At 29.7% G+C, this 26505-nt stretch carries 26 protein-coding genes; 10 read left to right on the forward strand and 16 right to left on the reverse strand.

What is annotated here, in order from left to right:
- Positions 1–39 precede the first annotated feature (39 nt).
- Positions 40–1932, reverse strand: coding sequence for a molecular chaperone DnaK (dnaK, locus tag SHK09_RS08345; protein ID WP_319810307.1), 1893 nt, complete (start codon positions 1930–1932; stop codon positions 40–42).
- A 246-nt stretch (positions 1933–2178) separates the two neighbouring features.
- Between dnaK and SHK09_RS08350 the strand changes: the two genes are divergently transcribed.
- A complete protein-coding gene (locus tag SHK09_RS08350) occupies positions 2179–2520 on the forward strand; it encodes a DUF2853 family protein (RefSeq protein ID WP_319810308.1) in 342 nt (113 codons plus the stop codon).
- 88 nt (positions 2521–2608) lie between these two features.
- Positions 2609–4033 carry an L-serine ammonia-lyase gene (locus SHK09_RS08355; protein ID WP_319810309.1) on the forward strand — a complete coding sequence of 475 codons (1425 nt, stop codon included), beginning with the start codon at positions 2609–2611 and terminating at the stop codon, positions 4031–4033.
- A gap of 77 nt (positions 4034–4110) precedes the next feature.
- Here the strand turns inward: SHK09_RS08355 and yaaA are convergent, their stop codons facing one another.
- Positions 4111–4869, reverse strand: coding sequence for a peroxide stress protein YaaA (yaaA, locus tag SHK09_RS08360; RefSeq protein ID WP_319810310.1), 759 nt, complete (start codon positions 4867–4869; stop codon positions 4111–4113).
- A 146-nt stretch (positions 4870–5015) separates the two neighbouring features.
- Here yaaA and SHK09_RS08365 point away from each other — a divergent pair, with 146 nt between their 5' ends.
- From SHK09_RS08365 to SHK09_RS08385, 5 genes are all read left to right on the forward strand, one after another.
- Positions 5016–6131 carry a DUF2914 domain-containing protein gene (locus tag SHK09_RS08365; RefSeq protein WP_319810311.1) on the forward strand — a complete coding sequence of 372 codons (1116 nt, stop codon included), beginning with the start codon at positions 5016–5018 and terminating at the stop codon, positions 6129–6131.
- A 114-nt stretch (positions 6132–6245) separates the two neighbouring features.
- Positions 6246–7574, forward strand: coding sequence for a hypothetical protein (locus SHK09_RS08370; RefSeq protein WP_319810312.1), 1329 nt, complete (start codon positions 6246–6248; stop codon positions 7572–7574).
- An 11-nt stretch (positions 7575–7585) separates the two neighbouring features.
- The gene (locus SHK09_RS08375; RefSeq protein ID WP_319810313.1) at positions 7586–8914 is read left to right on the forward strand and encodes a M28 family peptidase; all 1329 of its coding nucleotides are present in this window, start codon (positions 7586–7588) and stop codon (positions 8912–8914) included.
- A 6-nt stretch (positions 8915–8920) separates the two neighbouring features.
- Entirely contained in the window at positions 8921–9688 is a 768-nt protein-coding gene (locus tag SHK09_RS08380) for a hypothetical protein (protein WP_319810314.1), read from the forward strand.
- Positions 9689–9711: 23 nt separating this feature from the next.
- The gene (locus tag SHK09_RS08385; protein ID WP_319810315.1) at positions 9712–10293 is read left to right on the forward strand and encodes a YdeI/OmpD-associated family protein; all 582 of its coding nucleotides are present in this window, start codon (positions 9712–9714) and stop codon (positions 10291–10293) included.
- A 4-nt stretch (positions 10294–10297) separates the two neighbouring features.
- Here SHK09_RS08385 and SHK09_RS08390 read toward each other — a convergent pair whose 3' ends face one another.
- Complete coding sequence (locus SHK09_RS08390; RefSeq protein ID WP_319810316.1) at positions 10298–11764, reverse strand: magnesium chelatase; 1467 nt, start codon at positions 11762–11764, stop codon at positions 10298–10300.
- Positions 11765–11846: 82 nt separating this feature from the next.
- Positions 11847–12971 (reverse strand): vWA domain-containing protein, encoded by a 1125-nt coding sequence (locus SHK09_RS08395; protein ID WP_319810317.1) that lies wholly within the window; start codon positions 12969–12971, stop codon positions 11847–11849.
- 126 nt (positions 12972–13097) lie between these two features.
- On the opposite strand from SHK09_RS08395, the gene SHK09_RS08400 reads away from it, so the two are divergent.
- Entirely contained in the window at positions 13098–13973 is an 876-nt protein-coding gene (locus tag SHK09_RS08400) for a TIGR01777 family oxidoreductase (RefSeq protein ID WP_319810318.1), read from the forward strand.
- Positions 13974–14059: 86 nt separating this feature from the next.
- Here SHK09_RS08400 and SHK09_RS08405 read toward each other — a convergent pair whose 3' ends face one another.
- The 10 genes from SHK09_RS08405 to rsfS all read right to left on the reverse strand — a co-directional run bounded on the left by SHK09_RS08405 (position 14060) and on the right by rsfS (position 23993).
- Positions 14060–14536 carry a hypothetical protein gene (locus SHK09_RS08405; RefSeq protein WP_319810319.1) on the reverse strand — a complete coding sequence of 159 codons (477 nt, stop codon included), beginning with the start codon at positions 14534–14536 and terminating at the stop codon, positions 14060–14062.
- Between the two features lie 58 nt (positions 14537–14594).
- On the reverse strand, positions 14595–14756 hold the full coding sequence (locus SHK09_RS08410) for a hypothetical protein (protein WP_319810320.1): 162 nt from the start codon (positions 14754–14756) through the stop codon (positions 14595–14597).
- A 14-nt stretch (positions 14757–14770) separates the two neighbouring features.
- Complete coding sequence (locus SHK09_RS08415) at positions 14771–18547, reverse strand: T9SS type A sorting domain-containing protein (RefSeq protein ID WP_319810321.1); 3777 nt, start codon at positions 18545–18547, stop codon at positions 14771–14773.
- A gap of 116 nt (positions 18548–18663) precedes the next feature.
- A complete protein-coding gene (locus tag SHK09_RS08420; RefSeq protein ID WP_319810322.1) occupies positions 18664–19278 on the reverse strand; it encodes a YceI family protein in 615 nt (204 codons plus the stop codon).
- A gap of 6 nt (positions 19279–19284) precedes the next feature.
- The gene (locus SHK09_RS08425; RefSeq protein WP_319810323.1) at positions 19285–19551 is read right to left on the reverse strand and encodes an acyl-CoA-binding protein; all 267 of its coding nucleotides are present in this window, start codon (positions 19549–19551) and stop codon (positions 19285–19287) included.
- Positions 19552–19553: 2 nt separating this feature from the next.
- Positions 19554–20210, reverse strand: a complete 657-nt coding sequence (locus SHK09_RS08430; RefSeq protein ID WP_319810324.1) for a phosphatidylserine decarboxylase family protein — start codon at positions 20208–20210, stop codon at positions 19554–19556.
- A gap of 2 nt (positions 20211–20212) precedes the next feature.
- Positions 20213–21007, reverse strand: a complete 795-nt coding sequence (locus SHK09_RS08435; RefSeq protein WP_319810325.1) for a phosphatidate cytidylyltransferase — start codon at positions 21005–21007, stop codon at positions 20213–20215.
- 1 nt (position 21008) lies between these two features.
- Positions 21009–21593: a hypothetical protein gene (locus SHK09_RS08440; protein WP_319810326.1), complete on the reverse strand. Its 585-nt coding sequence runs from the start codon at positions 21591–21593 to the stop codon at positions 21009–21011.
- Positions 21594–21617: 24 nt separating this feature from the next.
- A complete protein-coding gene (gene ftsH / locus SHK09_RS08445) occupies positions 21618–23603 on the reverse strand; it encodes an ATP-dependent zinc metalloprotease FtsH (RefSeq protein WP_319810327.1) in 1986 nt (661 codons plus the stop codon).
- 21 nt (positions 23604–23624) lie between these two features.
- The gene (gene rsfS, locus SHK09_RS08450; RefSeq protein ID WP_319810328.1) at positions 23625–23993 is read right to left on the reverse strand and encodes a ribosome silencing factor; all 369 of its coding nucleotides are present in this window, start codon (positions 23991–23993) and stop codon (positions 23625–23627) included.
- Positions 23994–24080: 87 nt separating this feature from the next.
- Here rsfS and SHK09_RS08455 point away from each other — a divergent pair, with 87 nt between their 5' ends.
- A complete protein-coding gene (locus tag SHK09_RS08455; protein WP_319810329.1) occupies positions 24081–24812 on the forward strand; it encodes a biotin--[acetyl-CoA-carboxylase] ligase in 732 nt (243 codons plus the stop codon).
- On the opposite strand, the gene SHK09_RS08460 is transcribed toward SHK09_RS08455, so the two are convergent.
- Together SHK09_RS08460 and pyrE are read right to left on the reverse strand one after the other, a co-directional pair.
- Positions 24809–25198 (reverse strand): SRPBCC family protein, encoded by a 390-nt coding sequence (locus SHK09_RS08460; protein WP_319810330.1) that lies wholly within the window; start codon positions 25196–25198, stop codon positions 24809–24811. The two genes, SHK09_RS08455 and SHK09_RS08460, sit on opposite strands and share 4 nt — an antisense overlap.
- A 12-nt stretch (positions 25199–25210) precedes the next feature.
- Entirely contained in the window at positions 25211–25852 is a 642-nt protein-coding gene (gene pyrE / locus SHK09_RS08465) for an orotate phosphoribosyltransferase (RefSeq protein ID WP_319810331.1), read from the reverse strand.
- A gap of 7 nt (positions 25853–25859) precedes the next feature.
- Between pyrE and SHK09_RS08470 the strand changes: the two genes are divergently transcribed.
- Positions 25860–26456: an NUDIX hydrolase gene (locus tag SHK09_RS08470; RefSeq protein ID WP_319810332.1), complete on the forward strand. Its 597-nt coding sequence runs from the start codon at positions 25860–25862 to the stop codon at positions 26454–26456.
- The last annotated feature ends 49 nt before the right edge of the window (positions 26457–26505 follow it).

A 26505-nucleotide genomic window follows, 5' to 3' on the forward strand; every position in this document is an offset into this window, starting at 1 on the left:
CTTATTTATTTAAGAAAATATATTTTTTCTTTCTGTGAATTACTTCACTTCTTCGAAATCTACATCTTCAACATTGTCTCCTTGAGTATCTGCTTCTGGTTGCCCTTGTTGTGCACCAGCGTCAGCACCACCTTGTGCAGCATACATCTCTTCAGATGCAACTTTCCAAGCTTCATTAATAGTTGCTAAAGCAGTATCAATTAATGTTAAGTCTTGAGATAAGTGAGCAGCTTTTAATTCAACTAAAGCAGCTTCAACTGGTGCTTTTTTATCCGCAGATATTTTATCACCAAATTCAGTTAATTGCTTTTCTGTTTGAAAAATCATAGAATCTGCTTCGTTGATTTTTTCTGCAGTTTCTTTTGCTTTTTTATCAGCATCAGCATTTTCTTCTGCGTCTTTTTTCATTTTTTCGATTTCTGCTTCAGATAAACCTGAAGAAGCTTCGATTCTAATCTCGTGAGATTTGTTTGTTCCTTTGTCTAAAGCAGAAACTTTAATAATACCATTTGCATCAATGTCAAAAGTTACTTCAACTTGAGGTACACCTCTTTGTGCAGGAGGTAAACCATCTAAATGGAAACGACCAATAGTATTGTTATCTGCAGCCATAGCTCTTTCACCTTGTAATACGTGAATTTCTACTGAAGGTTGGTTGTCTACTGCTGTAGAAAACACTTGAGATTTTTTTGTAGGAATAGTTGTGTTTGCATCAATTAATTTTGTGAAAACATTCCCCATTGTTTCAATACCTAAAGATAAAGGTGTAACGTCTAATAACAATACATCTTTAACATCTCCAGATAAAACTCCACCTTGAATAGCAGCTCCTAAAGCAACAACTTCATCAGGGTTAACACCTTTACTTGGCGATTTTCCAAAGAATTTTTCAACAGCTTCTTGTACAGCAGGTATTCTTGTAGAACCACCAACTAAAATAACCTCATCTATTTCATCAATAGATAAATCTGCATTTCTTAAGGCAGTTTGACAAGGCTCTATTGTTCTTTTTACTAAATCGTCAATTAATTGCTCAAATTTAGATCTAGATAAAGTTCTTACCAAGTGTTTTGGTCCGCTAGCAGTAGCAGTAACATAAGGTAAGTTAACTTCTGTAGAAGCAGAAGAAGATAATTCAATCTTCGCTTTTTCAGCAGCTTCTTTTAAACGTTGTAAAGACATTGGATCTTTACGTAAATCTAAATCTTCATCAGCTTTAAACTCTTCAGCTAACCAGTTAATTATTTTTTCATCAACATCATCACCACCTAAATGTGTATCTCCAGCTGTAGCTAATACTTCAAAAACACCATCTCCTAATTCTAAGATAGAAACATCATGTGTTCCACCACCAAAATCAAAAACAGCAATTTTTTTATCGTCGTTAGACTTGTCTAAACCATAAGCTAATGCAGCAGCTGTTGGTTCGTTTATCATTCTTTTTACAGTTAAACCTGCAATTTCACCAGCTTCTTTTGTAGCTTGTCTTTGTGCATCGTTAAAGTATGCTGGTACAGTAATTACTGCTTCAGTAACCTCAGTTCCTAAATAATCTTCAGCAGTTTTTTTCATTTTCTGTAACACCATTGCAGAAATTTCTTGAGGTGTATATAAACGACCATCAATATCTACTCTAGGTGTATCATTATCTCCTCTTACTACTTTATAAGGAACTCTTCCTGCTTCTTTAGTAGATTCAGAAAATTTGTTACCCATAAAACGTTTAATAGAATAAACAGTTTTTGTTGGGTTTGTTACAGCTTGTCTTTTAGCTGGGTCACCAATTTTACGTTCTCCTCCTTCAACAAAGGCAACAATAGATGGTGTTGTTCTTTTTCCTTCAGCATTAGGAATTACAACTGGCTCATTTCCTTCCATTACAGAAACACATGAATTTGTTGTTCCTAAATCGATTCCAATTATTTTACTCATAATATTTATTTTAATTTTTTATAAATTCAATTTTACAATTTCTATTAGTCAAACTGTGTGCCAACTGCTTTTTAACTTGAAAATGTCAGTTTATTTTTTAAAATAACAAATAGTCATGTGACATTATGACATAAATTGTATCTAATCTATTGAATAAGAAGAATATTTGAATTGCTGAATTATTTTCCTATATTTGGATAGTTCTTTTAGAATCATAATTTTATACAAACAATAAAACTAAAAAAAATGAGTAAATTTGACGAAAAAGTAGCTTTATATAAGAAATTTATGGACGATAGAAATCTACGTTCTAATGATGATTTATTAGCAGCTGTAACTAAAGGTTTAGGACCTTCTATATACAAAGCAGACGCAGAAACAGTTTCTGGTTCTGATGCTAAAGAATTAGCCACTGTTAAAAATAACTTCTTAATTAAGAAATTAGGAATGGCAGATAGTAAAGAACTAGATGCTGGTATTGAAGAGGTGATGGAGAGAATTGGGAAGTCTGAAAGAAAAAAATATAGAGCAGTAGTGTATTATATGCTAGTTAAAAAGTTTGATAAGGAGTCAGTTTACGGAATGTAAAATTTCTTTTTTTTAATTATATAAAAAAATCCAACTCATTCAGTTGGATTTTTTACATTTACGGCATATATTTTAATCAATTTTACGAATGTCGCAATTTATAAGTGTTTTTGATATGTTGAAGATTGGTGTTGGTCCATCAAGCTCACATACACTAGGTCCATGGAGAGCTGCTGAACAGTGGATTCAGACAATTAGAAATCAAAATAAGTTTGATTTAATAGATCGAATTAAAGTAGATTTATATGGTTCACTTTCTTTAACAGGTAAAGGTCATGCTACAGATTTGGCTGTTTTATTAGGTTTAAGTGAAGCAGACCCAGAATACATACCTATAGAAGATATATTTATTATTATAGAAAGAATAAATGAACAAGAAGAACTTTATTTTAAAGGAGGTAAAACTATTAAGTTTCTTAAAGAAGATATAAAGTTTAATAGAGATTTTTTACCTTTTCACTCCAACGGAATTACATTTAGAGGGTATTCTAATGATGAAGAAATTTCTACAGAAACTTATTATTCTATTGGTGGAGGTTTCATTGTTCAAGAAAATGACAATTTAGAAGAGGAAATAGAAATTAATAAAAAGAACTTTCCTTACCCTATAAATAGAGCCATACAATTAGAAGAATACTGTGAAAGAGATAATTTGTCAATTTCAGAAATTGTACTAAAAAACGAATTAGAGTTACGTTCTGCAGATGAAATTGATTTTGAGTTAAACAGAATCTGGGATACAATGTTAGAGTGTATGTACATTGGTTGCCATACTAAAGGGACACTTCCTGGAGGTTTAAATGTAAAAAGAAGAGCTTTTGATACACATGAAAAATTAATAAAAGATACTGTATATTCTAATCCTAAAGAATGGATTACTGCTATAAGAAGTACCGAAGTTAAATTTAGAGAAATTTTAAAATGGGTAAGTTGCTTAGCACTTTCTGTAAATGAAGTAAATGCCGCTTTGGGTAGAGTAGTAACAGCACCAACTAACGGAAGTGCTGGTGTAATTCCTGCTGTTTTAATGTATTATTTAGTTATAGAAAATCATGAAGCAGATTTTAGCCACGTTAAAAGGTTTTTATTAACAGCTGGTGAAATTGGAAGTATTTTTAAGAAAAACGCTACAATTTCTGCAGCAATGGGAGGTTGTCAGGCAGAAATAGGTGTTTCTTCTGCAATGGCAGCAGGTGCTTTAACAGAATTGTTAGGTGGTACGGCTGCACAATGTTTGTCTGCGGCAGAAATAGCAATGGAACATCATTTGGGTTTAACATGCGATCCAATAGGCGGTTTGGTACAAATACCTTGTATAGAACGTAATTCTATGGGAGCAATAAAAGCAATTCATGCAGCAGAAATAGCCTTGGAAACAAACCCTAAAGAATCTTTGGTACATTTAGATGATGTAATAGATACAATGTGGGAAACTGCCAAAGACATGAATAAAAACTATAAAGAAACTTCAGAAGGAGGTTTAGCTGTTACTGTTAGAATTGTAGATTGTTAAATTTTAAGTACTAATATATAATAGCCGTTTACAGTTTTTAATTGTAAACGGCTATTTTTTATAAAACGAACAAAATTTTATCTCGTAAAAACCAATTCAGTTTCTGAAGATAGACTTTCAGAAAAACGGTATTTATCAATGTTAAAACTTTTTAAACCTTCAATAGTTTTAACATCATTATCAATTATATAACGTACCATTAAACCACGTGCCATTTTTGCGTAGGTCATAACAATCTTATATTCACCATTTTTTAAATCTTTAAAAACAGGTGTAATCATTGGTACTTTTAAAGTTTTCTTTGGTAATGCTTTAAAATATTCTGTACTTGCTAAATTTACTAATAACTCATCATCTTCTAATTCTTCGTTTAAGGAATTTGCCAGTGTATCATTCCAAAATTTGTAAAGATTTTCTGTACTACCAACTTTTAGCCTTGTTCCCATCTCTAAACGGTAAGGTTGTATTAAATCTAAAGGTTTTAGCAAACCGTATAAACCAGACAAAATTCTTAAGCGTTCTTGTAAAACAGGAATTTTTTTAGCACTCAAAGAATTTACATCTATTCCTTTAAAAACGGCACCTGTAAAAGAATAAATAGCTTGTTTAGAGTTTTCTTTTGTAAAAGGAGTTTCCCAAGTCTGGTTTCTTTCATAATTTAAAGCAGACAAATCATCAGAAATCTTCATCAAATCAGATAAGTTCTTTTTAGAAAGTGTTTTTAGTTTCTTATTTAATTTTTTAGATTGTTCTAAAAAACGTGGTTGCGTGTAAATATCTGTTGGTACTTTACTTTCGAAATCTAAAGATTTTGCTGGTGATATTATGATTTTCATTTCTTGAATTTGAAAATTAAGATGATTAGTTTTGTGTGATAAAAGTACAAATGATTACAGTAAATTTGATGTAAAATAAGAACTAAATATTGATATTTATATCAATAAAATTTATGTATCTTAATTAAGATGATTAATAATTTCTAATGAGTAATAGAGCTATAAAATACAAACAATCTCGTTTTTATAAATATATAAAAACGCATCAAAAATTTGCTCCTTTATTATTTTTTATAGGTGGTTTTATTTGGGATTCTTTAACGTTAGGAAGAATAGATAGATTTTATGATATCGTTATTCTTTGTATTTACATGACACTACTAACTATAAGTATTTATATTTATAATTTAGTAGATGGCGATAAGTGGAAAAACACGCTGTTTAGAAAATATGAAGCCTATTTACCATTAGCTATTCAGTTTTTTTTAGGTGGTTTAACAAGTGCTTATGTAATTTATTTTTCTAGAAGTGTTTCATTATCTAAAACAGCATCTTTCTTTTTAATTTTACTTTTTTTGCTCTTTGCAAATGAATTTTTTAAGAAAAGAATTTCTAATAAATATCTGCAATTTGGAGCTTATTATTTTGTGAATTTCACTTTTTTAAGTTTTTTTATTCCGGTAATTTTAAAGGAAATGAGTACAGATATTTTCCTTATTTCTGGTTTAATTAGTCTTTTATCAACATTTGCTCTAATTATTTTGGTTTATAGAAATAGCTATTCTACTAGAGTAGAAATGGTAAAATGGAAAATGATAGGTTTAATATTTAGTATTTACTTATTAATAAATGGTTTTTATTATTTTAGATTAATTCCACCAGTTCCTTTGGCGCTAGATAAAGGTGTTGTTGCTCATATTATTTCAATAGAAAACGGAAATTATTTAGTTTCCTACGAAGTAGATAATTGGTATATCTTTTGGCGAGATCATAAAATAGATTTTAATAGAAATGTAAATAAACCGGTATACATTTTTACGTCTATTTTTGCACCAACAGATTTAAAAAAGAAAATTTATCATCAATGGAAATGGTATAATTATGAAACAGAGGAATGGCAAAATTTAGATAAAATTGGCTTTGAAATTGTTGGTGGAAGAGATAATGGGTATAGAGGTTATAGTTATAAAAATAATGTAATTGATGGAGAGTGGAAAGTAGAGGTAATTACAGAAGAAGGATTGGTTTTAGGAGTTGTAGATTTCAATATAAAAACAAATAATTTTACAGGTACTAATCAAACTATAAATAGAAAATTTTAATCATTTCAGTTCAAATTATTTAATAGAAAATTTATTTTAAAAACCATTTCATTTTATATGAAGTGGTTTTTTTCTGTTTTAAAAAGTCAGTATCTTTAAAAAAAATATTTTTTAATGAAGAATGAGTATACAGATAATAAGTTTAAAGATCTTTTAGATAAGTTACAGCAAGAAAGTTGGCAATTAGAGTTGCTAATATCTGGTTTTGCTATTTTTGGGTTGTTTACCGCTTTAGATCCACTAAAGAGAATCTGGAACGAAGCAATTGCTTTAGAAAGCTATAATAAGTTTTTATATTTAGTTGCTTTTGTAGCTTGTATAGTTCTAATTGTAAACTTAGTTATACATGTAGTTTTAAGGGGTTTATGGATTGGTGCTATTGGGTTACGTTACGTTTCTGGTGAAATAGATTATGATTCTCTAAATTATAGAAAACGTTTTACAAATCATTTAAAGAAAAAAGTAGGGTCTTTTGACAAGTATATTGGCACATTAGAAAATTATTGTAGTATTTTATTTGCAATTACTTTTCTGTATTTATTTTACATATTATCTTTATTTTTAGTAATTCTAATTTTAGTTTTAGTAGGTAATTTTTTCATTAAATCTGGCTTGTTCTCTGAAATGGCAGGTTTTATGTTTCTTGGTTTTTTTGCTATTTTCTTCCTTTTCTTAGCACTTATAGTTTTTATAGATTTTATTACACAAGGGTATTTAAAGAAAAAAGAATGGACTTCCTTTTTATATTTTCCTGTCTACAGATTGTTTAGTGTTATTACACTTTCTTTTCTTTACAGACCTTTAGTTTATAATATTTTAGATGATAAATTTAGTAGAAGATTAACTTTTATTATTACACCAATCTATATCCTAGCATTCTTTTTTACAACATTAACTACTGTTAGATCTAATTATATTCCAAAAAATAAACAGTCTTCTTCATATTACTCTAATAGTAATAATTATATAAATTCTTTGGGTAAAAACCAATACGTTAAAGGAGCTGCTATACAATCTAAGATAATAAACGATAATTTTTTATATGTTTTTATTCCTTTTAAAGAAAGTATCGAGGATTTTATTTTTGAGAGAAATGAAAACTTAAAACCTACAGAAGATATAAGAGGTTTTAGAAATGCCTTTTCTGTAGCTAAAGATAATGAAGTTATTAAATTAAACGATAGTATTAATTTGTTATATTTAAAGGCTTTTCAAAAAATTTATAGTTTAAAATTAGATACTATTAAATTAAAACCTAGTTTTTCTTTTACAGAAATAAATAATCAAATTGGTTTTGAAACAGTAATACCTATAAGAAATATTAAAGAAGGTAAACATGTTCTTAATTTTAAAAGATTAGAAAAATCAACTCCATTTAAATCAGCAAAAACAATAGAACGTAAACACATTTTAGATATACCATTTTGGTATTTCAAAAAATAAAATTTTAAATTATGAAGAAAATACTATTACTATTATTATTATTTATCAGCGTTTCAATTACTGCACAAACAGATCAAAAAATTTATGATATTATTGAAGCAGTTTCTGCAGAAAGGATAAAAGCAGATGTAAAAACATTAACAGAGTTTGGTACCAGAAACACGTTTTCAGACACTATCTCTAACACAAGAGGAATTGGTGCAGCAAGACGTTGGATAAGGTCTGAATTTGAAACTATTTCTAAAGAATGTAATAATTGTATTAATGTTTTTTATCAAAAAGACTTTGTTACCAAAAAAGGGAATAGAAGAGTGCCTCACGATGCTTGGGTAGTTAATGTTGTTGCTGTACAAAAAGGAACAAAATACCCTAATAAGTATGTTATTATGAGTGGAGATATAGATTCTCGTGCAAGTGATACAATGGATTTTACTACGGATGCTCCAGGAGCAAATGACAATGCTTCGGGAATGGCCGGTACAATAGAAGCAGCCCGAGTTTTAAGTAAGTATAAATTTGAGAGTAGTATTATTTATGTAGGTCTTTCTGGTGAAGAACAAGGTTTATTTGGTGGTGCTGGTTTAGCAAAATATGCCAAAGATAAAGGTTGGGATATTATTGGAGTTTTAAATAATGACATGATTGGTAATATTGAAGGAGTTGATGGTGTTATCGATAACAGGTCTTTTAGAATTTTTTCTGAACCAGTTCCTGCAAATGAAACTGAGAGAGAACGTAAAATGAGACGTTTTTATGGAGGTGAAGTAGATGGAATTTCTAGACAGTTGGCAAGATACATTCATAAAAATGTGAAAACATATATGCCAGAAATGAATCCTATGATGATTTATAGATTAGATAGATTTGGTAGAGGTGGGCATCACAGACCTTTTAATGATTTAGGTTTTGCTGGAATTAGAATTATGGAAGCGCATGAAAATTACACACAACAACACCAAGATATTAGAACTGAAAACGGCATTAATTATGGTGATACTTTTGAACATGTAAATTTTCCGTACACTAAAAAGTTAACTGCTGTAAATGCAATTACTATGGCAAATTTGGCTTGGGCACCAGCAGCACCAAAAGAAGTTTTTATTGGTGGTATTGTAGAAGCTAACGTAAAATTAAAATGGAGTAATGTAGCAGGAGCAAAGGGCTATAAGATTTATTGGAGAGATACAACGTCTCCTACTTGGGATCATGCTAGATATGTAGAGGCTACAGAGTTTACTTTAAACGGAATTGTAATAGATAATTTCTTTTTTGGTGTGGCTGCAGTTGGTGAAAACGGACATGAAAGTGTAGTTGTTTTTCCTAATAAAATTATGAGATAAATGTTTATGAAACTTATCTTTAAAAGTATCTTTATTATTAGTTTTCTCTTTTTATTTTATAATTGTACAACAGATAAAAAGAATGAAGTTTTGGTTTTAGGAACTATTCATGGAGGCCATTTAACTGCCAAAGAATTTTCTGTAGAAAAGTTAATTAAACTTATTCAAGAAATTAACCCTGATGTTATTTTAACTGAAATTCCGCCAAATAAGTTTGATGAAGCTATGAAGGGTTTTAAAAGAGATGATTCTATCTCTGAACCTAGAGTAATGCGTTTTCCAGAATATACAAAGGTTATTTTTCCGTTATCTAAAACAATGCCTTTTACAATTATTCCTACTGCAGGTTGGTCTCGTTCTATGGCTTTAGATCGTCAGAAAAAACTAAGAGCAATTAGTAAAGATTCTACAAGAACAGCAGATTGGAAAAAATATACCAAAGCTAATAAAAGGTCTGACTCTATTATGGCAATTACTGGTAATAAAAACGATCCTTATTTTATACACACAAATACTTACGATAGTATTTATAATATTAGTTTAAAAGTTTACAACGAGCTTTTTAATGAAGAATTAGGTCTTGGTGGTTGGGACAATATTAATATTGCTCATTATTGGAATATTGAAAAAGCTTTAGAGAAATACAAAAATCAGAATAAGCGAATTTTAATTACCTACGGAGCAGGACATAAACTTTGGTTTTTAAAAGAATTAAGAAAACGAGACGATATTAAGTTACTTGAATTAAAACCATTTTTAGATAAATTAAAATAGATTAAACGCTTATAAACAACATAATGTCATCAATAACAAAACCAGAAATCTATTTTAAAAATGATGTTGAATGGCGCAATTGGTTGTCTGAAAATCATGATTCATCCGAAGGAATATATCTTATTTTTTATAAAGTAGAAAATAAAGAAGAATCTATGCGTTGGGAAGAAGCAGTTAGAGTTGCGCTGTGTTATGGTTGGATAGATGCTACTGTAAAAAGTTTAGGAAACGGAAAACGCAGACAATATTTTTGTAAACGAAATTCTAAAAGTGTTTGGAGTGCATTAAATAAGAAACATATTAAAGAGTTGATTTCTCATGACTTAATGCACAAACAAGGTTTAGAAATTATTGAAATAGGGAAACAAAACGGATCTTGGACAGCTTTAGATGCAGTTGAAAAAGGAATAATTCCGGAAGAGTTACAACTTGCCTTTGACAAGAATGAAATTGCTTTTTCTAACTTCAAAAGTTTTGCTCCTAGCTATAGAAAGAGCTATCTGTATTGGTTGCATCAAGCAAAAAGAGAAATAACAAGAAAAAACCGAATTATAGAAATAATTCGGTTTTGTAATGAGAATATAAAATCTCGTGGAAATTGGTAGCGAATTAAAGTCCACTTATAAAATTACTATAAGGGTCTTTAAATTGCGTGCCTTCTGCAAAACGATATTTGCTTAACTTTTTAAACTCAACCAAAGCCCACAACACAAATTCTTTCATAAAATAAGTATCTGCTTCATTTAAGTTTGGTTGGTACTGTTTAATAAAAGCATCTAAAGGTTTTACTTTGTCTAATTCTGCTTTGTATTGTACTTCTGTAAATTCATCTAATAATTCAAAATCTTCATCTGCATTAAAGAACCAAGAAATAATTTCGTCATAAGGTGTTTCTTCACTTTGTTTTTCCAATTTTTTTATTTCAGGAAAATAACTAGGAAATAAAGTAGTAACTGCTTTTTTAATTAAGCTTTCTGCAACTACATGTGCACCTTCTTGTTCCCCTTCATACACTAATTCTACTTTACCTGTTATTGCAGGAATAATTCCATCAAAATCATTTAAACGAATCATTGTTTTTTCATCACCAGAAAGTAAGGCTCTTCTTTCTGCAGTACTTAATAAGTTCTCGAAAGCAGAAATACTTAAACGAGCACTTACACCACTTTTGGCATCTATATATTCACTTTCTCTAGCTTCAAAAACAATTTGCTCTAACAAGTCTTTTGCCAATTCTGGTACTTCTATAAACTCTTTTTGAGAGCTTGCTTTGTTTGCTTCTTGTTGTGTAATAGTCTTAGCAGTTTCTATATCTTCTGGGTAATGCGTTAAAATTTGCGAACCAATTCTATCTTTTAAAGGCGTAACGATACTTCCTCTATTCGTATAATCTTCTGGGTTAGCTGTAAACACAAATTGCATATCTAAAGGCAAACGTAATTTAAAACCTCTAATTTGAATATCACCTTCTTGTAAAATGTTAAACAATGCAACCTGAATTCTTGCTTGTAAATCTGGTAATTCATTAATTACAAAAATACATCTGTTAGCACGTGGAATCATTCCGTAATGAATAACTCTATCATCTGCATAAGACAATTTTAAGTTGGCAGCTTTTATAGGATCTACATCACCAATAATATCTGCAACAGTTACATCTGGTGTTGCTAATTTTTCTGCAAAACGTTCGTTTCTGTGCATCCAATAGATAGGAGTAGCGTCTCCTTTTTCTTTGATCAACTCTACAGCGAATCTAGAAATTGGATTTAAAGGATCGTCATTAATTTCCGAACCTTCTACAACCGGAATGTATTCGTCTAATAAATTAACCATTAATCTAGCCAAACGCGTTTTTGCTTGTCCTCTTAATCCTAATAAGTTAATATTGTGTTTACTTAAAATGGCTCTTTCTAATTCAGGAATAACGGTATTTTCGTATCCATGAACTCCTTTAAAAACGGTTTCTTTACTCATTATTTTACTAATAAGGTTTTCTCTTAACTCGTCTTTTATAGATCTAGACTTATATCCAGATTTTACTAATTCGCCTAATGTTTTTATATTTTCTAAATTCATTTCTTTGTTTTAGATGCAAGAATAAAGAGGAAAGAAAACAGATTTTACGCTACTTCTTTTTCTTTAATCTAGTTTCTTTTATTTATCCTTTAATTCTCTTTTTTCTATTTGTTTCGTAATCTTCAAAAATCATTTCACCTAAGCCTTTTAAACCTGTATAAAATGCTTTTCCTTGGTTTGCTTGTGTAAAAGCCTTTACAAATTGCATTAAGTAAGGGTCTTGTGCAATCATAAAAGTGGTAATAGGAATGTGTAATTTTCTTGCTTGTTGTGCCATTGCATAACATTTATTTACAATGTGTTTATCTAAGCCATTACTATTCTTATAATATTGGCCATCTGGTAAACGCAAACAACTTGGTTTTCCATCAGTAATCATAAAAATTTGTTTGTTGGTATTTCTTTTTCGTCTAAGTAAATCCATCGCTAAATTTAAACCGGCAACAGTATTTGTGTGATAAGGGCCAACTTGTAAATACGGTAAATCTTTAATTTTAATAGACCAAGCATCGTTACCAAAAACAATAATATCTAATGTATCTTTAGGATAGCGAGTAGTAATTAATTCTGCCAAAGCCATTGCTACTTTTTTAGCAGGTGTAATTCTATCTTCGCCATACAGAATCATAGAGTGACTTATGTCTATCATTAAAACAGTACTCATTTGACTTTTATGCATGGTTTCTTCTACCACTAAATCACTTTCAGTTAGACTAAAATTATCTATTCCGTTGTTAATCTGTGCGTTTCTAATACTTTCTGTAACCGAAACTTTATCTAAAGCATCACCAAATTGATATGCTCTTAAATCGCCAGTATGTTCGTCTCCAATTCCTGGAGATTTACTTTTATGATTTCCTGCGCCACTTCTTTTAATTTTACCAAAAATATGATTTAACGCTTGCTGTCTAATTGCGCGTTCTGTTTTCGATGTAATTGTTGTTCCTCCGGTTCCATCTCCTTTAACTTCTTCCTTTATGTAGCCTTTTTTCTTTAGATCTTCAATAAAATCGTCAATGGTGTAATTTTCATCCGTCAGTTTATATTCTACATCTAAAGAACGTAACCAATCTATTGCTTCATCAAAATCGCCAGAAGTATGTGTAATCAATTCCTTAAAAATCTCGAATAATTTTTCGAAAGGAGATTGATTTTCTGCTTCATAGGTTTTAAAGACAAAACCTTTTCTTTTTTTGTTGTTTTTCATCACTATAAAAATACGCCTTTATTAAGAGCCTTAAAAAAGATTAACATAGCTTTATTATATGTTCGTATAGATTTGTTTTATTAAATATTAAAATCATTAAACAAAAATTATAATTATATTTACAATATGGCAAAAATTTTAATAACGGGTGGTACAGGTTTAGTAGGTAAAAGGTTAACTAAAATGTTGGTTGATAAAAACCACGAAGTAAGAATTTTAAGTAGAAACCCTAAAGCAGAGAATGAATTTGAATGGAACATTTCTAAAGGATTTGTTGCAGCTAAAGCCATTGAGGATATAGAATATATTGTTCATCTTGCCGGTTCAGGAATTGCAGATAAAAGATGGACTTCAGAAAGAAAAAAAGTAATTATAGATAGTAGAGTAGAGAGCGCTAATTTGTTGTTTAGTAAAATAAAAGAACAACATATTTCTCTAAAAGGTTTTATTTCTGCTTCTGGAAGTAATTACTACGGAGCAAAAACTACAGATAAAATATTTAAAGAGACAGATGAGGTTGGTACCGATTTTTTAGGTGAGGTTTGTTTTAAATGGGAAGCAGCAGCAAATAAATTTAAAGAATTAAATACAAACGTTGCTATTCTTAGAACGGGTGTTGTACTATCTGAAAAAGGCGGTGCTTTAGATAAAATGAAAACACCTATAATTTCTCCTTTAGGTTCTGGAAAACAATATATGCCTTGGATTCATATAGATGATTTGTGTAGTTTGTATATAAAATCTATTGAAGAGAATCTTAATGATGTTTACAATGCTACTTCGCCAGAATACCATACGAGTAAAACGTTTTCTAAGACACTAGCTAAAGCTATTAAAAGACCATATTTACCTATTGCAGTTCCTGGTTTTTTATTAAAATTGATTTTTGGAGAATTGGCAATTATTCTTTTAGAAGGAAGTAGACTGTCATCAGAAAAAATAATAAAAGAGGGTTTTGTTTTTAAGTATAAGAAGTTAGATACAGCTTTAAAAAATTTATAAAAGAAAAAAGACGAACATAAGTTCGTCTTTTTATTCTATGATTTTAAAGTATCTGGGGTTTTTTTTAACTTTAAAAATATTAGAATTTATTTTGAAGCAACATACTCTTTTGGTGATTGCTTTACTCTTTTCATTTTACCTTTCCAAGTTCTACCAGCAAGCGTAGATTCGTAATAAACATACTTTCCTCTTACACTTGTAATTTTCATTCTTAAGCTATTACCTGGTTTAAAAGGTAAATCTGGTAATGTAATTTCATCTAAAGTAATTATACATTCATCTTTACTTACCCAAGTAAGATTAGATTTTATATAATGCTCTCCATTATTGTAATATTCGATATGTTCATCTTCGTTAAAATTAACAATCACTTCTTCACCTTTATATTTATAGGTAAATGTTTCATTAGAAATAAGTGGAACTTCTTCGTACTCTTTAAAATTTTCTGCTAATTCTATATTTGCAGATACATAACCAAGCGTCATTAATCGATCTTGTGCGTTAGTAGACATTCCGAAAAAAAGAATTCCGGCTATTACTAATTGGTTTTTAATTCTTCTCATAGTGTTTAATTTAGGGGTTAAATATATTAGGGGTTATATTATTTATAAACTTGAAAATCTAAAATCCTGCTCCAGGTGGCTCTGGAGACTGTGCTTGTGCTTTTTGTGGTGTTAATATTAAATAGGTTCCTAATGCAGTAAGTGCTGCATATTTACCATAGCTACCAATTTTATTAATAGCTTCTTTTCTTGTTATTTCTTCGTTATTAGTTGTTTTCATTTTAAGCTTAGGGGTTATTCTATAATTATTTTTTTTGTAATTTCTGATGTGCTATTTTTTACTTTAGCAAAATAAATACCCGTTGTTAATTTAGGTAGTTTAACTAAAGTGTTTCCGTTAGAAGAAAAAGAAGTAGAAAAAACCTTTTTACCTAAGATTGTAAAAACTTCTAATTGATTTTTCTTATTAATTACACCTGTAATAGTAAGTTCATTCTTATTAGTATTAAAAACGTTTATAGTATTAAGAGTTTCATTTTCTGTAGATAAAACAGCTGCTCTAGTGTGTAAATAGAAATTACCAGTACCATTTAAATCTTCCGTTAAAACAACTTTGTAATTACTTGTGTTTTCATTAAGCGTTATAAATGTATTATTAGATTTATCTTCTAAATAGACATTTAAGCCACTAGGAATGTTTTTGTTTTCTGTTGAAAAAACAATTTCAGAGCCAGAAATAGCATTAATTCCTATAGGAATAATCATAGCTTCATGATTACTGTTAGGAATCGATTGTATACTTAATTTCTTACTTTTATCTTTTGATACTAAACCAGAAAATATTTGAAAATCAGAAGAAATTCCACCAAATATTTCACCATCATAACCATTATCAAAACCTATTGTAGTTCCGTCTATATAATAGATTTCTGTAAATTTACTACTAGAACCATTGGTTACATTTAGCTTTATTTCTGGTCTGCTTGTTTTTAAGAAAGTATCTGTATTTTGATGACTTTGCGACAACTTCGAAAAGTTGATACCAATGTTATTGTCTACTTCTATAAAAAATGCTTGTCCTGGTGCAATTTCAAAATCTTGCAAAGTAATTTTAGTTTCGTAATCTCCTAAGTTTCCATTTAAACTTTGGTTCCAAATCCATAATGTTTGTGTTTTTAAACTTTTACCATCACCTGAATTTGCAGTTAAAAAATCTGCACTGTTTAAGTAAGATGTATAAGGATTAGAAACTAAATTAAATGAGTTTGTGCCTTGAGATATTGTTTTATTAACGTTTTCTGTATTAACAATACCTGTAAAAGAAATATTACCAGCAGTTGTAAATCTAGTTGTATAACCTAATCCAGAGGTCATTTTATCTAATGTGTCATCTCCGTCAAGTCCGTTTACTTGTCCAACTTTATAATATTCCCATCTAGGAGACGTAGCTTTAGCATTGTTATAAGTAGCCAAGGCAACATTTCTATCTGTGCCGCTTCCAGAACCTTTTGTAATGTTAGGATGCGCAATAACAAAATCTGCTATAGATTGTTCCGATAGGGGAGAACCTATTAAATACCATTTATTAGCATCTATATTTCTATTATAGGTTAAGTTTCCTGTAGATGTTCCTTTTACAATTAAAGAACCTCCAGAATTTATAGTAAAAGTTCCTGTGTTTTCTAAATTTTCATTAATAGTTAAAGATCTATTGGTCTCAATTGTTAATGTTCCTGTAACTAATAAGTTGTTAATCGTTATTTGATTTTTATTTAAAAAAGCAGTTTTTCCTAAAGGAATAGATACGTTGTCTGTAATTAAAGGCGCTCTATTTAAACTCCAATTAGTAATTAAAGACCAATTACCAGAAGTAGCTATAAACTCATTCGTTACGGCATCTGTATTTATAGTTATTTCTGTTTCTTTCTTATAGTAACTACCAACATTTGGGGCTGTATAAGAAACTGTATAAGTTCCAGGAGTTGATGCAGAAACATTTATTTCTCCTGTTGTAGAATTTATAACCAGACCAGATGTAGCAGCAAAGTTACCACCAGAAATACCATTAATAGTTGGGGTTGCATTTAACCCATTAATAGAGTAACTATTTGCGCTATAAGTAAATTTAGAAAAATCATTATAATGGATATCGATAAATTTTTCGATTACTTTTGCATAGTCTCTTGAAAAATAAGGTATTGTAGCATCTCTAGTATCTGATACTCCATAAGAAGAAGAATATACACTTCCTAAATCTCTAACTCTTCTATTAACTTCAGTCATAATACCATCTATAGTACCACCACCACCATTAACTGTTCCACCACCTTGAACTACCGAGTTGTTTGTTGAGGTATTTCCAGAGCCATGTCTAACATTACTGTAGTAATCTCCTGCAAAATAAGCATTAGATCCAGGGTTTGTATCGTCACAAGATCCTTGTCCACCATCACCAATATTACTTGGTACTATTCTGTAACCTTCGTTTCTACCACAACCAGCATGTCCTAATTCTGCGTATTTTTTTCCTCCAGTAGCTTGCATAATACCTCCAAAACTATTTTCTCCACGAATTAAGTCTTCAAAATTAGCATTACTAATGTTGTTTTCAATTAAATTTTTAATAGTTACTCTTGCTAATTCTTCAGCATTTGTTGAAGAATTATTTAAATCTTCATCAAAAGAATTACTTAATAAGTTGTAACCAGCTTCAATTCTAGGAATAGAATGACTTTGCCCGTGTAAATCTATATATAAACCTTTACCAAATTTATTATTTATATCTGCACTAGCAGCATCAATAAAGCCATGAAAAGCATCAAAATATATTTTTGTTGTAGCGTTATTACATGTAGCTACGCTTTCGTTTCTGTTAGGATCTAATTTTCTTCTGTGAAGTCTATTCACAATAATATATGGATATGCCCCAAATTGATCAAAACATTTCTTTTGTATTTCCTTTATTAATACATCTGTATTATCATCCATTTCATTAGTACCACAGCTTCTTGTTGGTAATTCTGATGGTTCTAATCTTCCTCCATGAGGAGCAGATATAATTATTGGCATAGTACCAGGAATGTATTCAATGTATTTTTTACTTGAGTTTTGATATTGTGAAACACCAGGGAATACAGCATCTATTATAGTAATATTATCTGTATATACTTTAGGGCAACCTCCGTTTGTAGTGTAAGAAACTGTATAGTTACCAGTTGTAGATGCAGATACATCAATTACCCCAGTGGTTGTATTTATTACTAACCCAGAAGTTGAACTATAGTTCCCATTTTCACCTGTTGTGCTAGGGTATAAGTCTACATCATTTTTGTTTACAGTTGATGTGTCATAGCTAAAAGTAGCAACATCACCATCTGTAATAGTAATGTTTTTAGTACTGCTATTCTGATCTGGTGCTGTTGTAGTATAGGTAACCACATAACTACCAAGAGTAGAAGTAGAAAGATTAACTTGCCCTGTAGAGTTATCAAGAACTAATCCTGTTGTCGATGAGAATGTTCCACCAGCTTCACCTGTAATAGTAGCTGTTGGGTTGGGTTCTGTTTGACAATATGAAGTTTTAGAGTAAGCAAATGTTGCATTATCTAATGCTTTACCAACTCTAAAATATATTTGCTTTGTAATTTCTGTATTTGGTGCATTGCCAGTTATTTTATCAAAATTGCTATCATTAACCGTTAATACATCAACTCCATCTACATTTATTGTAGCATAACCAGAACCGTTCCAACCATCTCCGTAACTATCATAGATTTTTACAGAATAACCAGAATTTGCAGGAACATTATCGTTTGTTGCTTTGTTGCTTACTACTAGAGGTGCGCTTAAATTATCATCTGAAGAATTTGTAGTTCCAGAGTATCCATTATCTAAGCTTGCTATTATAGCTCCACTAGGGTCTATAAACTCAATTTTATTCTCAACAGAATATTGTGGCCAACTATATCTAATAGTTATGTCTACGTTTTGCGAAAAGAAATTTAATGATTGCGAAAAAATAATCAAGACAAGAAGATGTCTTAAAAAATTAGGGGTAATTTTTTTAGTCATTTATTTTAGGGGTAAAAAAGATTAATTAACCTTAAGTGAAACCCATAAAAAAATGGCTATCAACAAAAAGTTAATAGCCAAATATAGTATATTTTTTTAATTAAAAAATAAAAAGTCTAAAATTTTGAAGTAATGTTTAAAGCAACATCGCTCCAAGTCTTAGAAATTCCATCAGAACCTGTGTGTAAAGCTTCACAAACTTTGTTTAAAGATGCTAAGGCGTCTAAGGCTTTCCAATTGCTAATATCCATTGTTGCACTCATAGCAAAAGTGTTATTTACAATTGTATATTTAAAAGGAATTTTTTCTGAAACTCCATTCATATTAATCATTGCAGATCCAATAGAATCGTTTTCAATCATTAATTTACCAGATAGTAATTTTGTGTTACTCATAACACCAAAGAAAAACTTCTGAATTTTATAATCTCTACTAGAGTCTTTAGTGAAAATACTACTTACAGGAATTGAAAATTCAGCATTATTAATAGCCTCTTTAATTGTATTCCCAGAACCACCTGTAGTAATTTCTACTTGTCTAAATTGGCCACCAACAGGTGTTTTTTCTGTAAACTTATAAGCAGTAAAATTAATTTCATTTGTTGCATTCTTAAGAGAGAAAGCAGCTTTTTTTTCAGATTCTGTAGCTGTAGTTTCTTTCTTATCAGATTTACAAGAAGTAAAACCTGCACTCAATGAAATTGTTAGTAATAGAATAAATACTTTTTTCATAATTGTTTATTTTTTGTTGTTTAATACTGATTTTGCTAATTCAATGTATTCTTTTTTAGCTTCTTCAGAAGACATGCCTTTCAATTGCATCCAAGCATTAATCTTAAATCCGTTTCTAACGTCTAGTTCTCCTTCAAACGGAAAGTTACTTCCAAAATTAGCTTGTTTATAATATGCATAAAACTTAAGCATAATATCTGGTGCTACCGCTTCCTTTAATTTCGAAATTTTATTGAAAGCTTCTCTAAATGCTATATCTAAATCAGAAATCATACTTACTTTTTTGCAACTACTTGTGTTCCTCCTTTTACTTTATCACCAAGTTTTACAGCTAATTTAGTACCAAGAGGTAAGTATAAATCGACTCTAGAACCAAATTTAATAAAACCTGCATCTGTACCTTGTACTACTTTATCGCCTTCTTTTGCATAGTTTACAATTCTCTTAGCTAAAGCACCTGCAATTTGTCTATATAAAACTTCACCTATTGCATCATTATCTATTACTACGGTTGTTCTTTCGTTTTCGGTAGACGCTTTAGGGTGCCACGCAACTAAATACTTACCTGGGTGATATTTACTATACTTAATAACACCACTCATTGCATATCTTGTTACATGCACATTAATTGGCGACATAAAAATAGAAACCTGTAATCTTTTATCTTTAAAATATTCTGGTTCTTCTACTTCTTCAATAACAACAACTTTACCATCTACTGGTGCAATAATTGTATTATCATCTAAACTTGTTACTCTTTTAGGATTTCTAAAAAATTGTAATACAGTAAATAATAAAACTAGAATTACAATTTGAATGGCTTTTACCAACCAAGTAATTTCAATAAATTTCTCTGCCAATAAAATACCTGTAATAGATAAAATAAAAGCAATTATAATAATCTTATACCCTTCTTTGTGAAAACGAATCATACTTAAATAATAAAGTTAATATACAAATATACAAACGGAGCAGCAAATAACAAGCTATCTAACCTGTCTAAAATTCCTCCATGACCTGGCATAATATTACCACTGTCTTTTATGTTTGCTTGTCTTTTTAATTTCGATTCTACTAAATCTCCAATAGTACCAATAATAGATACAATCGCAGCAATAATTAACCAATTAATTAAAGAGAAGTTAGCGTTTAATGTACTAATTATGTAGGCTGCTATTAAAGCAAAAATAAAACCTCCAATAAAACCTTCTATTGTTTTCTTAGGTGAAACAGAAACAAAGAGTTTTGTTTTACCAAAGTTTTTACCTACTAGAAAAGCAAAACTATCATTTACCCAAATAAGAACTAAAATAGAAATTACTATATAAGGTTCGTAGTTTTGATTATAAAATGGGAGTAAGATTAAAAAACAGAATGAGAATATTAAATATCTAATGGTTAAACCTAATTTTTCTCTTTCTGTAGAAAATACAATTTCTTTCTTTGCGAAAAGTTGATATATAAGATAAATAGACGAAAGTATATTTATTCCTAAAATAATAGAGATAGCATAACTGTCTGGTCTTTTTAGCATTAAAAATAATGTGAACCCAAATAGAATATAAGAGATAACACTTTTAAAGTTAGTTATTTTAGAAAGTTCCCAAATGGCAACAATACTAAAAAATGAAACTAATGCTATATAAGATTCTTTAGAAAAAAGAATAGCAGATATAAAAATTAAAACATAAATGATTCCAGAAAAACTCCTTCTTAAAAGGTTGCGCATATTATAAATCTTCTAACAGCAGCAAATATAAGTTTTTTGTATTACTGTTGCCGTAGTTTAAAAAATTATCGTCCGTTTTATTAATTTCATAGTTAGCAACTGATGAAATATTAGTCGGTAAGATATCTTTAGAATTTGTCTTAATACCAGTTAAACCTTCACCTGTATTTTTAACTAACTGACTAGTTGTTGCATACACAATAAAGTTTTCAGATAACTCAGACAGTTTATTACTTTTTAATTGATTTGAAGAAAAAAGTACATCTCCTTTGTCTGCAATTAAATGTTCGCAAGTTGTAAAGAAAGGTATAGATTTCTTCATTTCAGAATAAACAGCTACTTCTTTTTCGTCTAGAAAAGGAAGTAACTCTTTATTTGTAACTAATATTTTGTTCCAATTATTTTCAGATAAGATACTTTTTGTATTGTCAATGACTTCTTGTTTTTTAAGACAATAAAGGAATTTTCCTCCTTTTTTTATGAAATTATGAACAAACAAATCATCTAAAGACAAATCTACTTCTTGTCTTTGAATCTCTTTATCTTCCTTAACAGGTATATTAAAAAGCTTTTTTAAAAAATTCATTTAGTTTAATTGTCGAATGTTAAATTACTCCTCAGTGCTTTCTGCAACTGGGGGAACATTTACTTCTTCTTCAATTTTTTTCTCAACTTTTATTTCAACATCTAATTCATCAAAAGGTCTTTTTCCAAAAACTTTTAATAAATCATCTTTAAATATAACTTCTTTTTCTAAAAGTAATTCTGCTAAAATAGTAAGTTTATCTTTATTATCGTCTAATAATTTAATAGCTCTTTGGTATTGCTCTTCAATTAACTTAGAAATTTCCGTATCAATTTTCTTAGCAGTATCATCACTATAAGGCTTCACAAAAGAATCGTTTCCAGAAGAATCGTAATAAGTAACGTTACCAACTTCTTCATTTAAACCATATACGGTAACCATAGCTCTTGCTTGTTTGGTTACTTTTTCTAAATCGCTTAAAGCTCCTGTAGAAATTTTATCAAACATTACTTTTTCTGCTGCTCTACCACCCATTGTAGCACACATTTCGTCTAACATTTGTTCTGTCTGAACTATCATTCTTTCTGCAGGTAAGTACCAAGCAGCTCCTAAAGATTGCCCTCTAGGTACAATTGTAACCTTAACTAAAGGTGCAGCATGTTCTAACATCCAACTAACAGTTGCATGACCAGCCTCATGAAAAGCAATAACTTTCTTTTCTTTTGGTGTAATTACTTTATTTTTCTTTTCTAAACCACCAACTATTCTATCTACAGCATCTAAGAAATCTTGATGATGAATTGCTTTTTTACCATGTCTAGCAGCAATTAATGCAGATTCATTACACATATTTGCTATATCTGCACCAGAAAAACCAGGAGTTTGTTGCGCTAAAAAGTCAATTTTAACGTCATCTGCTAATTTTAAAGGTTTAATATGAACTTCAAAAATTTCTTTTCTCTCGTTAATATTAGGTAAATCTACATAGATCTGTCTGTCAAAACGACCAGCTCTCATTAAGGCACTATCTAAAACATCTGCTCTGTTTGTTGCAGCAATTACAATAACATTTGTATCTGTACCAAAACCGTCCATTTCTGTTAATAATTGATTTAACGTGTTTTCACGTTCATCATTACCACCAGTCATACTGTTTTTTCCACGCGCTCTACCAATAGCATCAATCTCATCAATAAAAATTATTGAAGGTGATTTTTGTGCCGCTTGCTTAAATAAATCTCTAACTCTAGAAGCACCAACACCTACAAACATTTCTACAAAATCTGAACCAGATAAAGAGAAAAAAGGAACATCTGCTTCACCTGCAACGGCTTTAGCTAATAATGTTTTTCCTGTTCCAGGAGGTCCTACTAATAAAGCACCTTTTGGTATTTTACCCCCTAAAGAAGTATATTTTTCTGGGTTCTTTAAGAAATCTACAATCTCTTGTACTTCTTCTTTTGCCCCTTCTAAACCAGCCACATTCGCAAAAGTTGTTTTTACTTTTGTGTCTTTGTCAAATAATTTAGCTTTCGATTTACCGATATTAAAGATTTGACCTCCGCCACCAGAACCAGCTCCACCACCAGACATTCTTTTCATAAAAAATAACCAAACAGCAATTAGTATTATAAAAGGTAAAAAACCAATTAAGGTATCTACCATACTAGTTCTACTTTCATTTTTTAAATCGAAAGTAAGTTCACTATCTTTTTTAGCTCTTTCTAAATCATTTTCAAAATTCTGTAAATCACCAAAATTGTACTCATATAAAGAAGTACCTTTTCTGTAGAAAGCAGATTTTATTAGCTTTTGATATTTAGCCTTTTTTATAGCTTCTTCTTTTATAAAAACTTGAGCGACGTTATTATTAACTACTATAATTTTTGATATATCATTGTCTCCCAGAACTTCATTAAATTCATTCTTAGAGATGCTTTTAGTTGCTAGATCGCCACTACTAAAAAACTGAAAACCAATTAATAATACTACTACTGCACCATATATCCAATAAGCATTAAACTTAAATTTTGGTGCATTTTTGTTGTTGTCTTTTTTATTTTCGTTCATTTTTTTATAAAATCTAAAAGTTTATGCTGGTTTTATTTCTGTAATTTTTGCATCTCCCCAAAGGCTTTCGATATCATAATAATCTCTAATTTGCTTTTGAAAAACGTGTACTGCAACATTTACATAGTCCATTAAAATCCACTCAGCATTATTTTCTCCTTCGATATGCCAAGGCTTATCTTTAAGTTGCTTGCTAACTATTTTTTGAACAGAACCAGAAATTGCTTTTACTTGCGTATTGGAATTACCAGAGCAGATTATAAAATAATCGCATACGGTATTTTCTATATCTCGTAAGTCTAGTAACTGAATGTCTTCTCCTTTAACCTCTTCAATTCCCTGAATTATTACAGAGATTAAATCATCTGTACTTACTTGCTTTTTAGTCATTAATTTTTTTCTAATTTAAACGCAAAGTTATTATATTTTTGCGACTATTTTGTGTATTATTGAACTACTTTACACTTTATTTAACAATTGAAAATAATCAAACTTAGTGCCATCGATTCTACCAATTCTTTTTTAAAAGAAATGGCGGTTAATTCTGTGCTAGAAAATTTTACTATTGTTGTTACAGATAGCCAATTAAAAGGTAGGGGACAGCAAGGTAATAGTTGGGTGTCTGAGTCTTGTAAAAACCTGATGTTTAGTGTTTTTGTGAATTTTATAGACTTAGATATTGTCTATAAAAAATATTTAAATTATGCTGTTTCTTTAGCTATTTTCGATGCTTTAAAAGAAGAAAATATTCCTTCTATTTCTATAAAATGGCCTAACGACATTCTGTCAGGAAACAAAAAAATATGTGGAGTTTTAATAGAAAATAGTTTAAAAGGAGCTAAAATTTCGTCTTCTGTAATAGGAATTGGTTTAAATGTGAATCAAACAAAGTTTCCAATCGACTTAAAAAAAGCGAGCTCTTTAAAACTTATTACCAATAAAAATTTTGATTTAGATAAAATTTTAAAACAGATTGTATCAAAATTAAATGAAAGAATAGCAGTCTTAAATTCTAAAGATTTTAATGCATTAGAATTAGATTATTTAAATGTATTGTATAAAAAAAACATCCCAACTATGTTTAAAGATAGTAAAGATGTTTTGTTTATGGGGCTTATTTGTGGTGTTTCTTTAGAAGGAAAACTTCAAGTAATGTTAGAAGATGATTCTATTAAAGAATTCGGATTAAAAGAAATTTCTTTTCTTTAAATCTTACCAATATTTTCAGACAATGTATCTACAAATTTAGTTAGTGGTTTCTTAACCATCATTGCCATCATCGCATTAAATTCTCCATTAAAATTTAAAGAAACTTCACTTTTGTTTTCTTCAATTTTAGTTATATCTGCAGATAATGTAAAATTTAATTTACTACTTGCTGCACCTAAAGTAATGTTAGAAAATTCTGTTTTTTCCTTTAATACCAATCTAATTTCTGGCATACCAGGTAAACCGAATAAAAAAGAATCACCATCAACTTCAAATTTATTAGTGTTTTCTGGCATAATTTGTTCAAAATTATTCAAATCACTAAAAAAGTTAAATAATTCTTCTTGAGACTTCTCTAAAACAACTGTGTTTCCTTCAATATTCATTTTATATTTATTTTATTGGTTCCAAGTACTTGGTTCTTTTCTCCATTCGTGTAATGTAATCAATTCTTTTTCAGAAATATAGTTGCTCTCTAAAGCTTGTTCTAATAAATTATCATAATTACTTAAGGTAACTAAATCTATATTTTTCTTTTTAAAGTTATCTGTTGCCACATCAAAACCATAAGAGAAAATAGCAACCATACCTTTAACTACTGCACCTGCTTCTTTTAAAGCATCTACAGCATTTAAACTACTATTACCAGTACTTATTAAATCTTCAATAACTACCACATTTTGTCCGCTTTCTAGATGGCCTTCAATTTGGTTTTTTCTACCATGTTTCTTAGGCTCTGGCCTAACATAAATAAAAGGAACACCTAATTCTTGCGCAACTAAAATACCAATAGCAATGGCACCTGTAGCAACACCAGCAATAACATCTGGTTTACCAAATTCTTTCTCTACAATTTTAGCAATTTCTTCTTTTAAGAAAATACGAACTGGAGGATAAGAAAGTGTTACTCTATTATCGCAATAAATTGGCGATTTCCAACCTGATGCCCAATTAAAAGGATCTCTGGGGTTTAGCTTAATTGCTTTTACTTGCAGTAAAAGTTCAGCTGTTTTTTTTGCCGTATCTTTGTTTAAAATCATATCGCAAATGTATAAAGTTTTTGTAAATGATAGGCCAATTATTTTAACATCTTCACAAAATAAAGTGAATAATTTTCCGGTGTATATTCTTAAAAATATTGTACTAGAAGAAATTATTCATAAACTTAAAAGTAAGAAAATTAAAGGTGCTAACCTATATACGCCAGATTTAGAGAAATGTTGGTTAGAATTACTAGCTACTTTTCATAAAGTTTCTGCTGCTGGTGGCTTGGTTTTAAACCCTAAGAAAGAAATATTATTTATTTACAGAGCCAATACTTGGGATTTACCAAAAGGTAGAATCGAAGATGGCGAATCTATAGAAGAAACTGCTGTAAGAGAAGTAGAAGAAGAATGTGGTATTTATAATTTAAAATTGATACAACCATTAACAACAACATATCATGTGTATTTTCAAAATGGTATGAAATTAAAAGAAACGTTTTGGTTTTTAATGACTTCAGATTATCAAGGAACGTTAATACCACAATTAGAAGAAGGAATTACCCAAGTGTTATTTAAAAATAAAGAGGAAGTTACTCTTGCACTTCAAAATTCATACAAAAACATAGAATTGGTCTATGATACTTACTTGAATCTGTGATATTCTCGAAAAACCTACTATCTTTGCCGACTTCTAAAAAGGCACAATA

Origin of the sequence: Polaribacter sp. PL03, from assembly GCF_033875165.1 — a bacterium.
Taxonomy (GTDB): Bacteria; Bacteroidota; Bacteroidia; order Flavobacteriales; family Flavobacteriaceae; genus Polaribacter.

What these genes read in the sequence shown, in the direction of transcription:
- SHK09_RS08370 (WP_319810312.1), top strand. Translation starts at nt 6,246, where the DNA reads ATGAAGAATGAGTATACAGATAATAAGTTTAAAGATCTTTTAGATAAG.
- SHK09_RS08385 (WP_319810315.1), top strand. Translation starts at nt 9,712, where the DNA reads ATGTCATCAATAACAAAACCAGAAATCTATTTTAAAAATGATGTTGAA.
- SHK09_RS08400 (WP_319810318.1), top strand. Translation starts at nt 13,098, where the DNA reads ATGGCAAAAATTTTAATAACGGGTGGTACAGGTTTAGTAGGTAAAAGG.
- SHK09_RS08390 (WP_319810316.1), bottom strand. Translation starts at nt 11,764, where the DNA reads ATGAATTTAGAAAATATAAAAACATTAGGCGAATTAGTAAAATCTGGA.
- SHK09_RS08350 (WP_319810308.1), top strand. Translation starts at nt 2,179, where the DNA reads ATGAGTAAATTTGACGAAAAAGTAGCTTTATATAAGAAATTTATGGAC.
- SHK09_RS08355 (WP_319810309.1), top strand. Translation starts at nt 2,609, where the DNA reads ATGTCGCAATTTATAAGTGTTTTTGATATGTTGAAGATTGGTGTTGGT.
- pyrE (WP_319810331.1), bottom strand. Translation starts at nt 25,852, where the DNA reads ATGATTTTAAACAAAGATACGGCAAAAAAAACAGCTGAACTTTTACTG.
- dnaK (WP_319810307.1), bottom strand. Translation starts at nt 1,932, where the DNA reads ATGAGTAAAATAATTGGAATCGATTTAGGAACAACAAATTCATGTGTT.
- SHK09_RS08440 (WP_319810326.1), bottom strand. Translation starts at nt 21,593, where the DNA reads ATGAATTTTTTAAAAAAGCTTTTTAATATACCTGTTAAGGAAGATAAA.
- SHK09_RS08410 (WP_319810320.1), bottom strand. Translation starts at nt 14,756, where the DNA reads ATGAAAACAACTAATAACGAAGAAATAACAAGAAAAGAAGCTATTAAT.
- SHK09_RS08405 (WP_319810319.1), bottom strand. Translation starts at nt 14,536, where the DNA reads ATGAGAAGAATTAAAAACCAATTAGTAATAGCCGGAATTCTTTTTTTC.
- SHK09_RS08375 (WP_319810313.1), top strand. Translation starts at nt 7,586, where the DNA reads ATGAAGAAAATACTATTACTATTATTATTATTTATCAGCGTTTCAATT.
- SHK09_RS08470 (WP_319810332.1), top strand. Translation starts at nt 25,860, where the DNA reads ATGTATAAAGTTTTTGTAAATGATAGGCCAATTATTTTAACATCTTCA.
- SHK09_RS08425 (WP_319810323.1), bottom strand. Translation starts at nt 19,551, where the DNA reads ATGATTTCTGATTTAGATATAGCATTTAGAGAAGCTTTCAATAAAATT.
- SHK09_RS08430 (WP_319810324.1), bottom strand. Translation starts at nt 20,210, where the DNA reads ATGATTCGTTTTCACAAAGAAGGGTATAAGATTATTATAATTGCTTTT.
- SHK09_RS08435 (WP_319810325.1), bottom strand. Translation starts at nt 21,007, where the DNA reads ATGCGCAACCTTTTAAGAAGGAGTTTTTCTGGAATCATTTATGTTTTA.
- SHK09_RS08420 (WP_319810322.1), bottom strand. Translation starts at nt 19,278, where the DNA reads ATGAAAAAAGTATTTATTCTATTACTAACAATTTCATTGAGTGCAGGT.
- SHK09_RS08415 (WP_319810321.1), bottom strand. Translation starts at nt 18,547, where the DNA reads ATGACTAAAAAAATTACCCCTAATTTTTTAAGACATCTTCTTGTCTTG.
- SHK09_RS08365 (WP_319810311.1), top strand. Translation starts at nt 5,016, where the DNA reads ATGAGTAATAGAGCTATAAAATACAAACAATCTCGTTTTTATAAATAT.
- ftsH (WP_319810327.1), bottom strand. Translation starts at nt 23,603, where the DNA reads ATGAACGAAAATAAAAAAGACAACAACAAAAATGCACCAAAATTTAAG.
- rsfS (WP_319810328.1), bottom strand. Translation starts at nt 23,993, where the DNA reads ATGACTAAAAAGCAAGTAAGTACAGATGATTTAATCTCTGTAATAATT.
- SHK09_RS08380 (WP_319810314.1), top strand. Translation starts at nt 8,921, where the DNA reads ATGAAACTTATCTTTAAAAGTATCTTTATTATTAGTTTTCTCTTTTTA.
- SHK09_RS08395 (WP_319810317.1), bottom strand. Translation starts at nt 12,971, where the DNA reads ATGAAAAACAACAAAAAAAGAAAAGGTTTTGTCTTTAAAACCTATGAA.
- yaaA (WP_319810310.1), bottom strand. Translation starts at nt 4,869, where the DNA reads ATGAAAATCATAATATCACCAGCAAAATCTTTAGATTTCGAAAGTAAA.
- SHK09_RS08460 (WP_319810330.1), bottom strand. Translation starts at nt 25,198, where the DNA reads ATGAATATTGAAGGAAACACAGTTGTTTTAGAGAAGTCTCAAGAAGAA.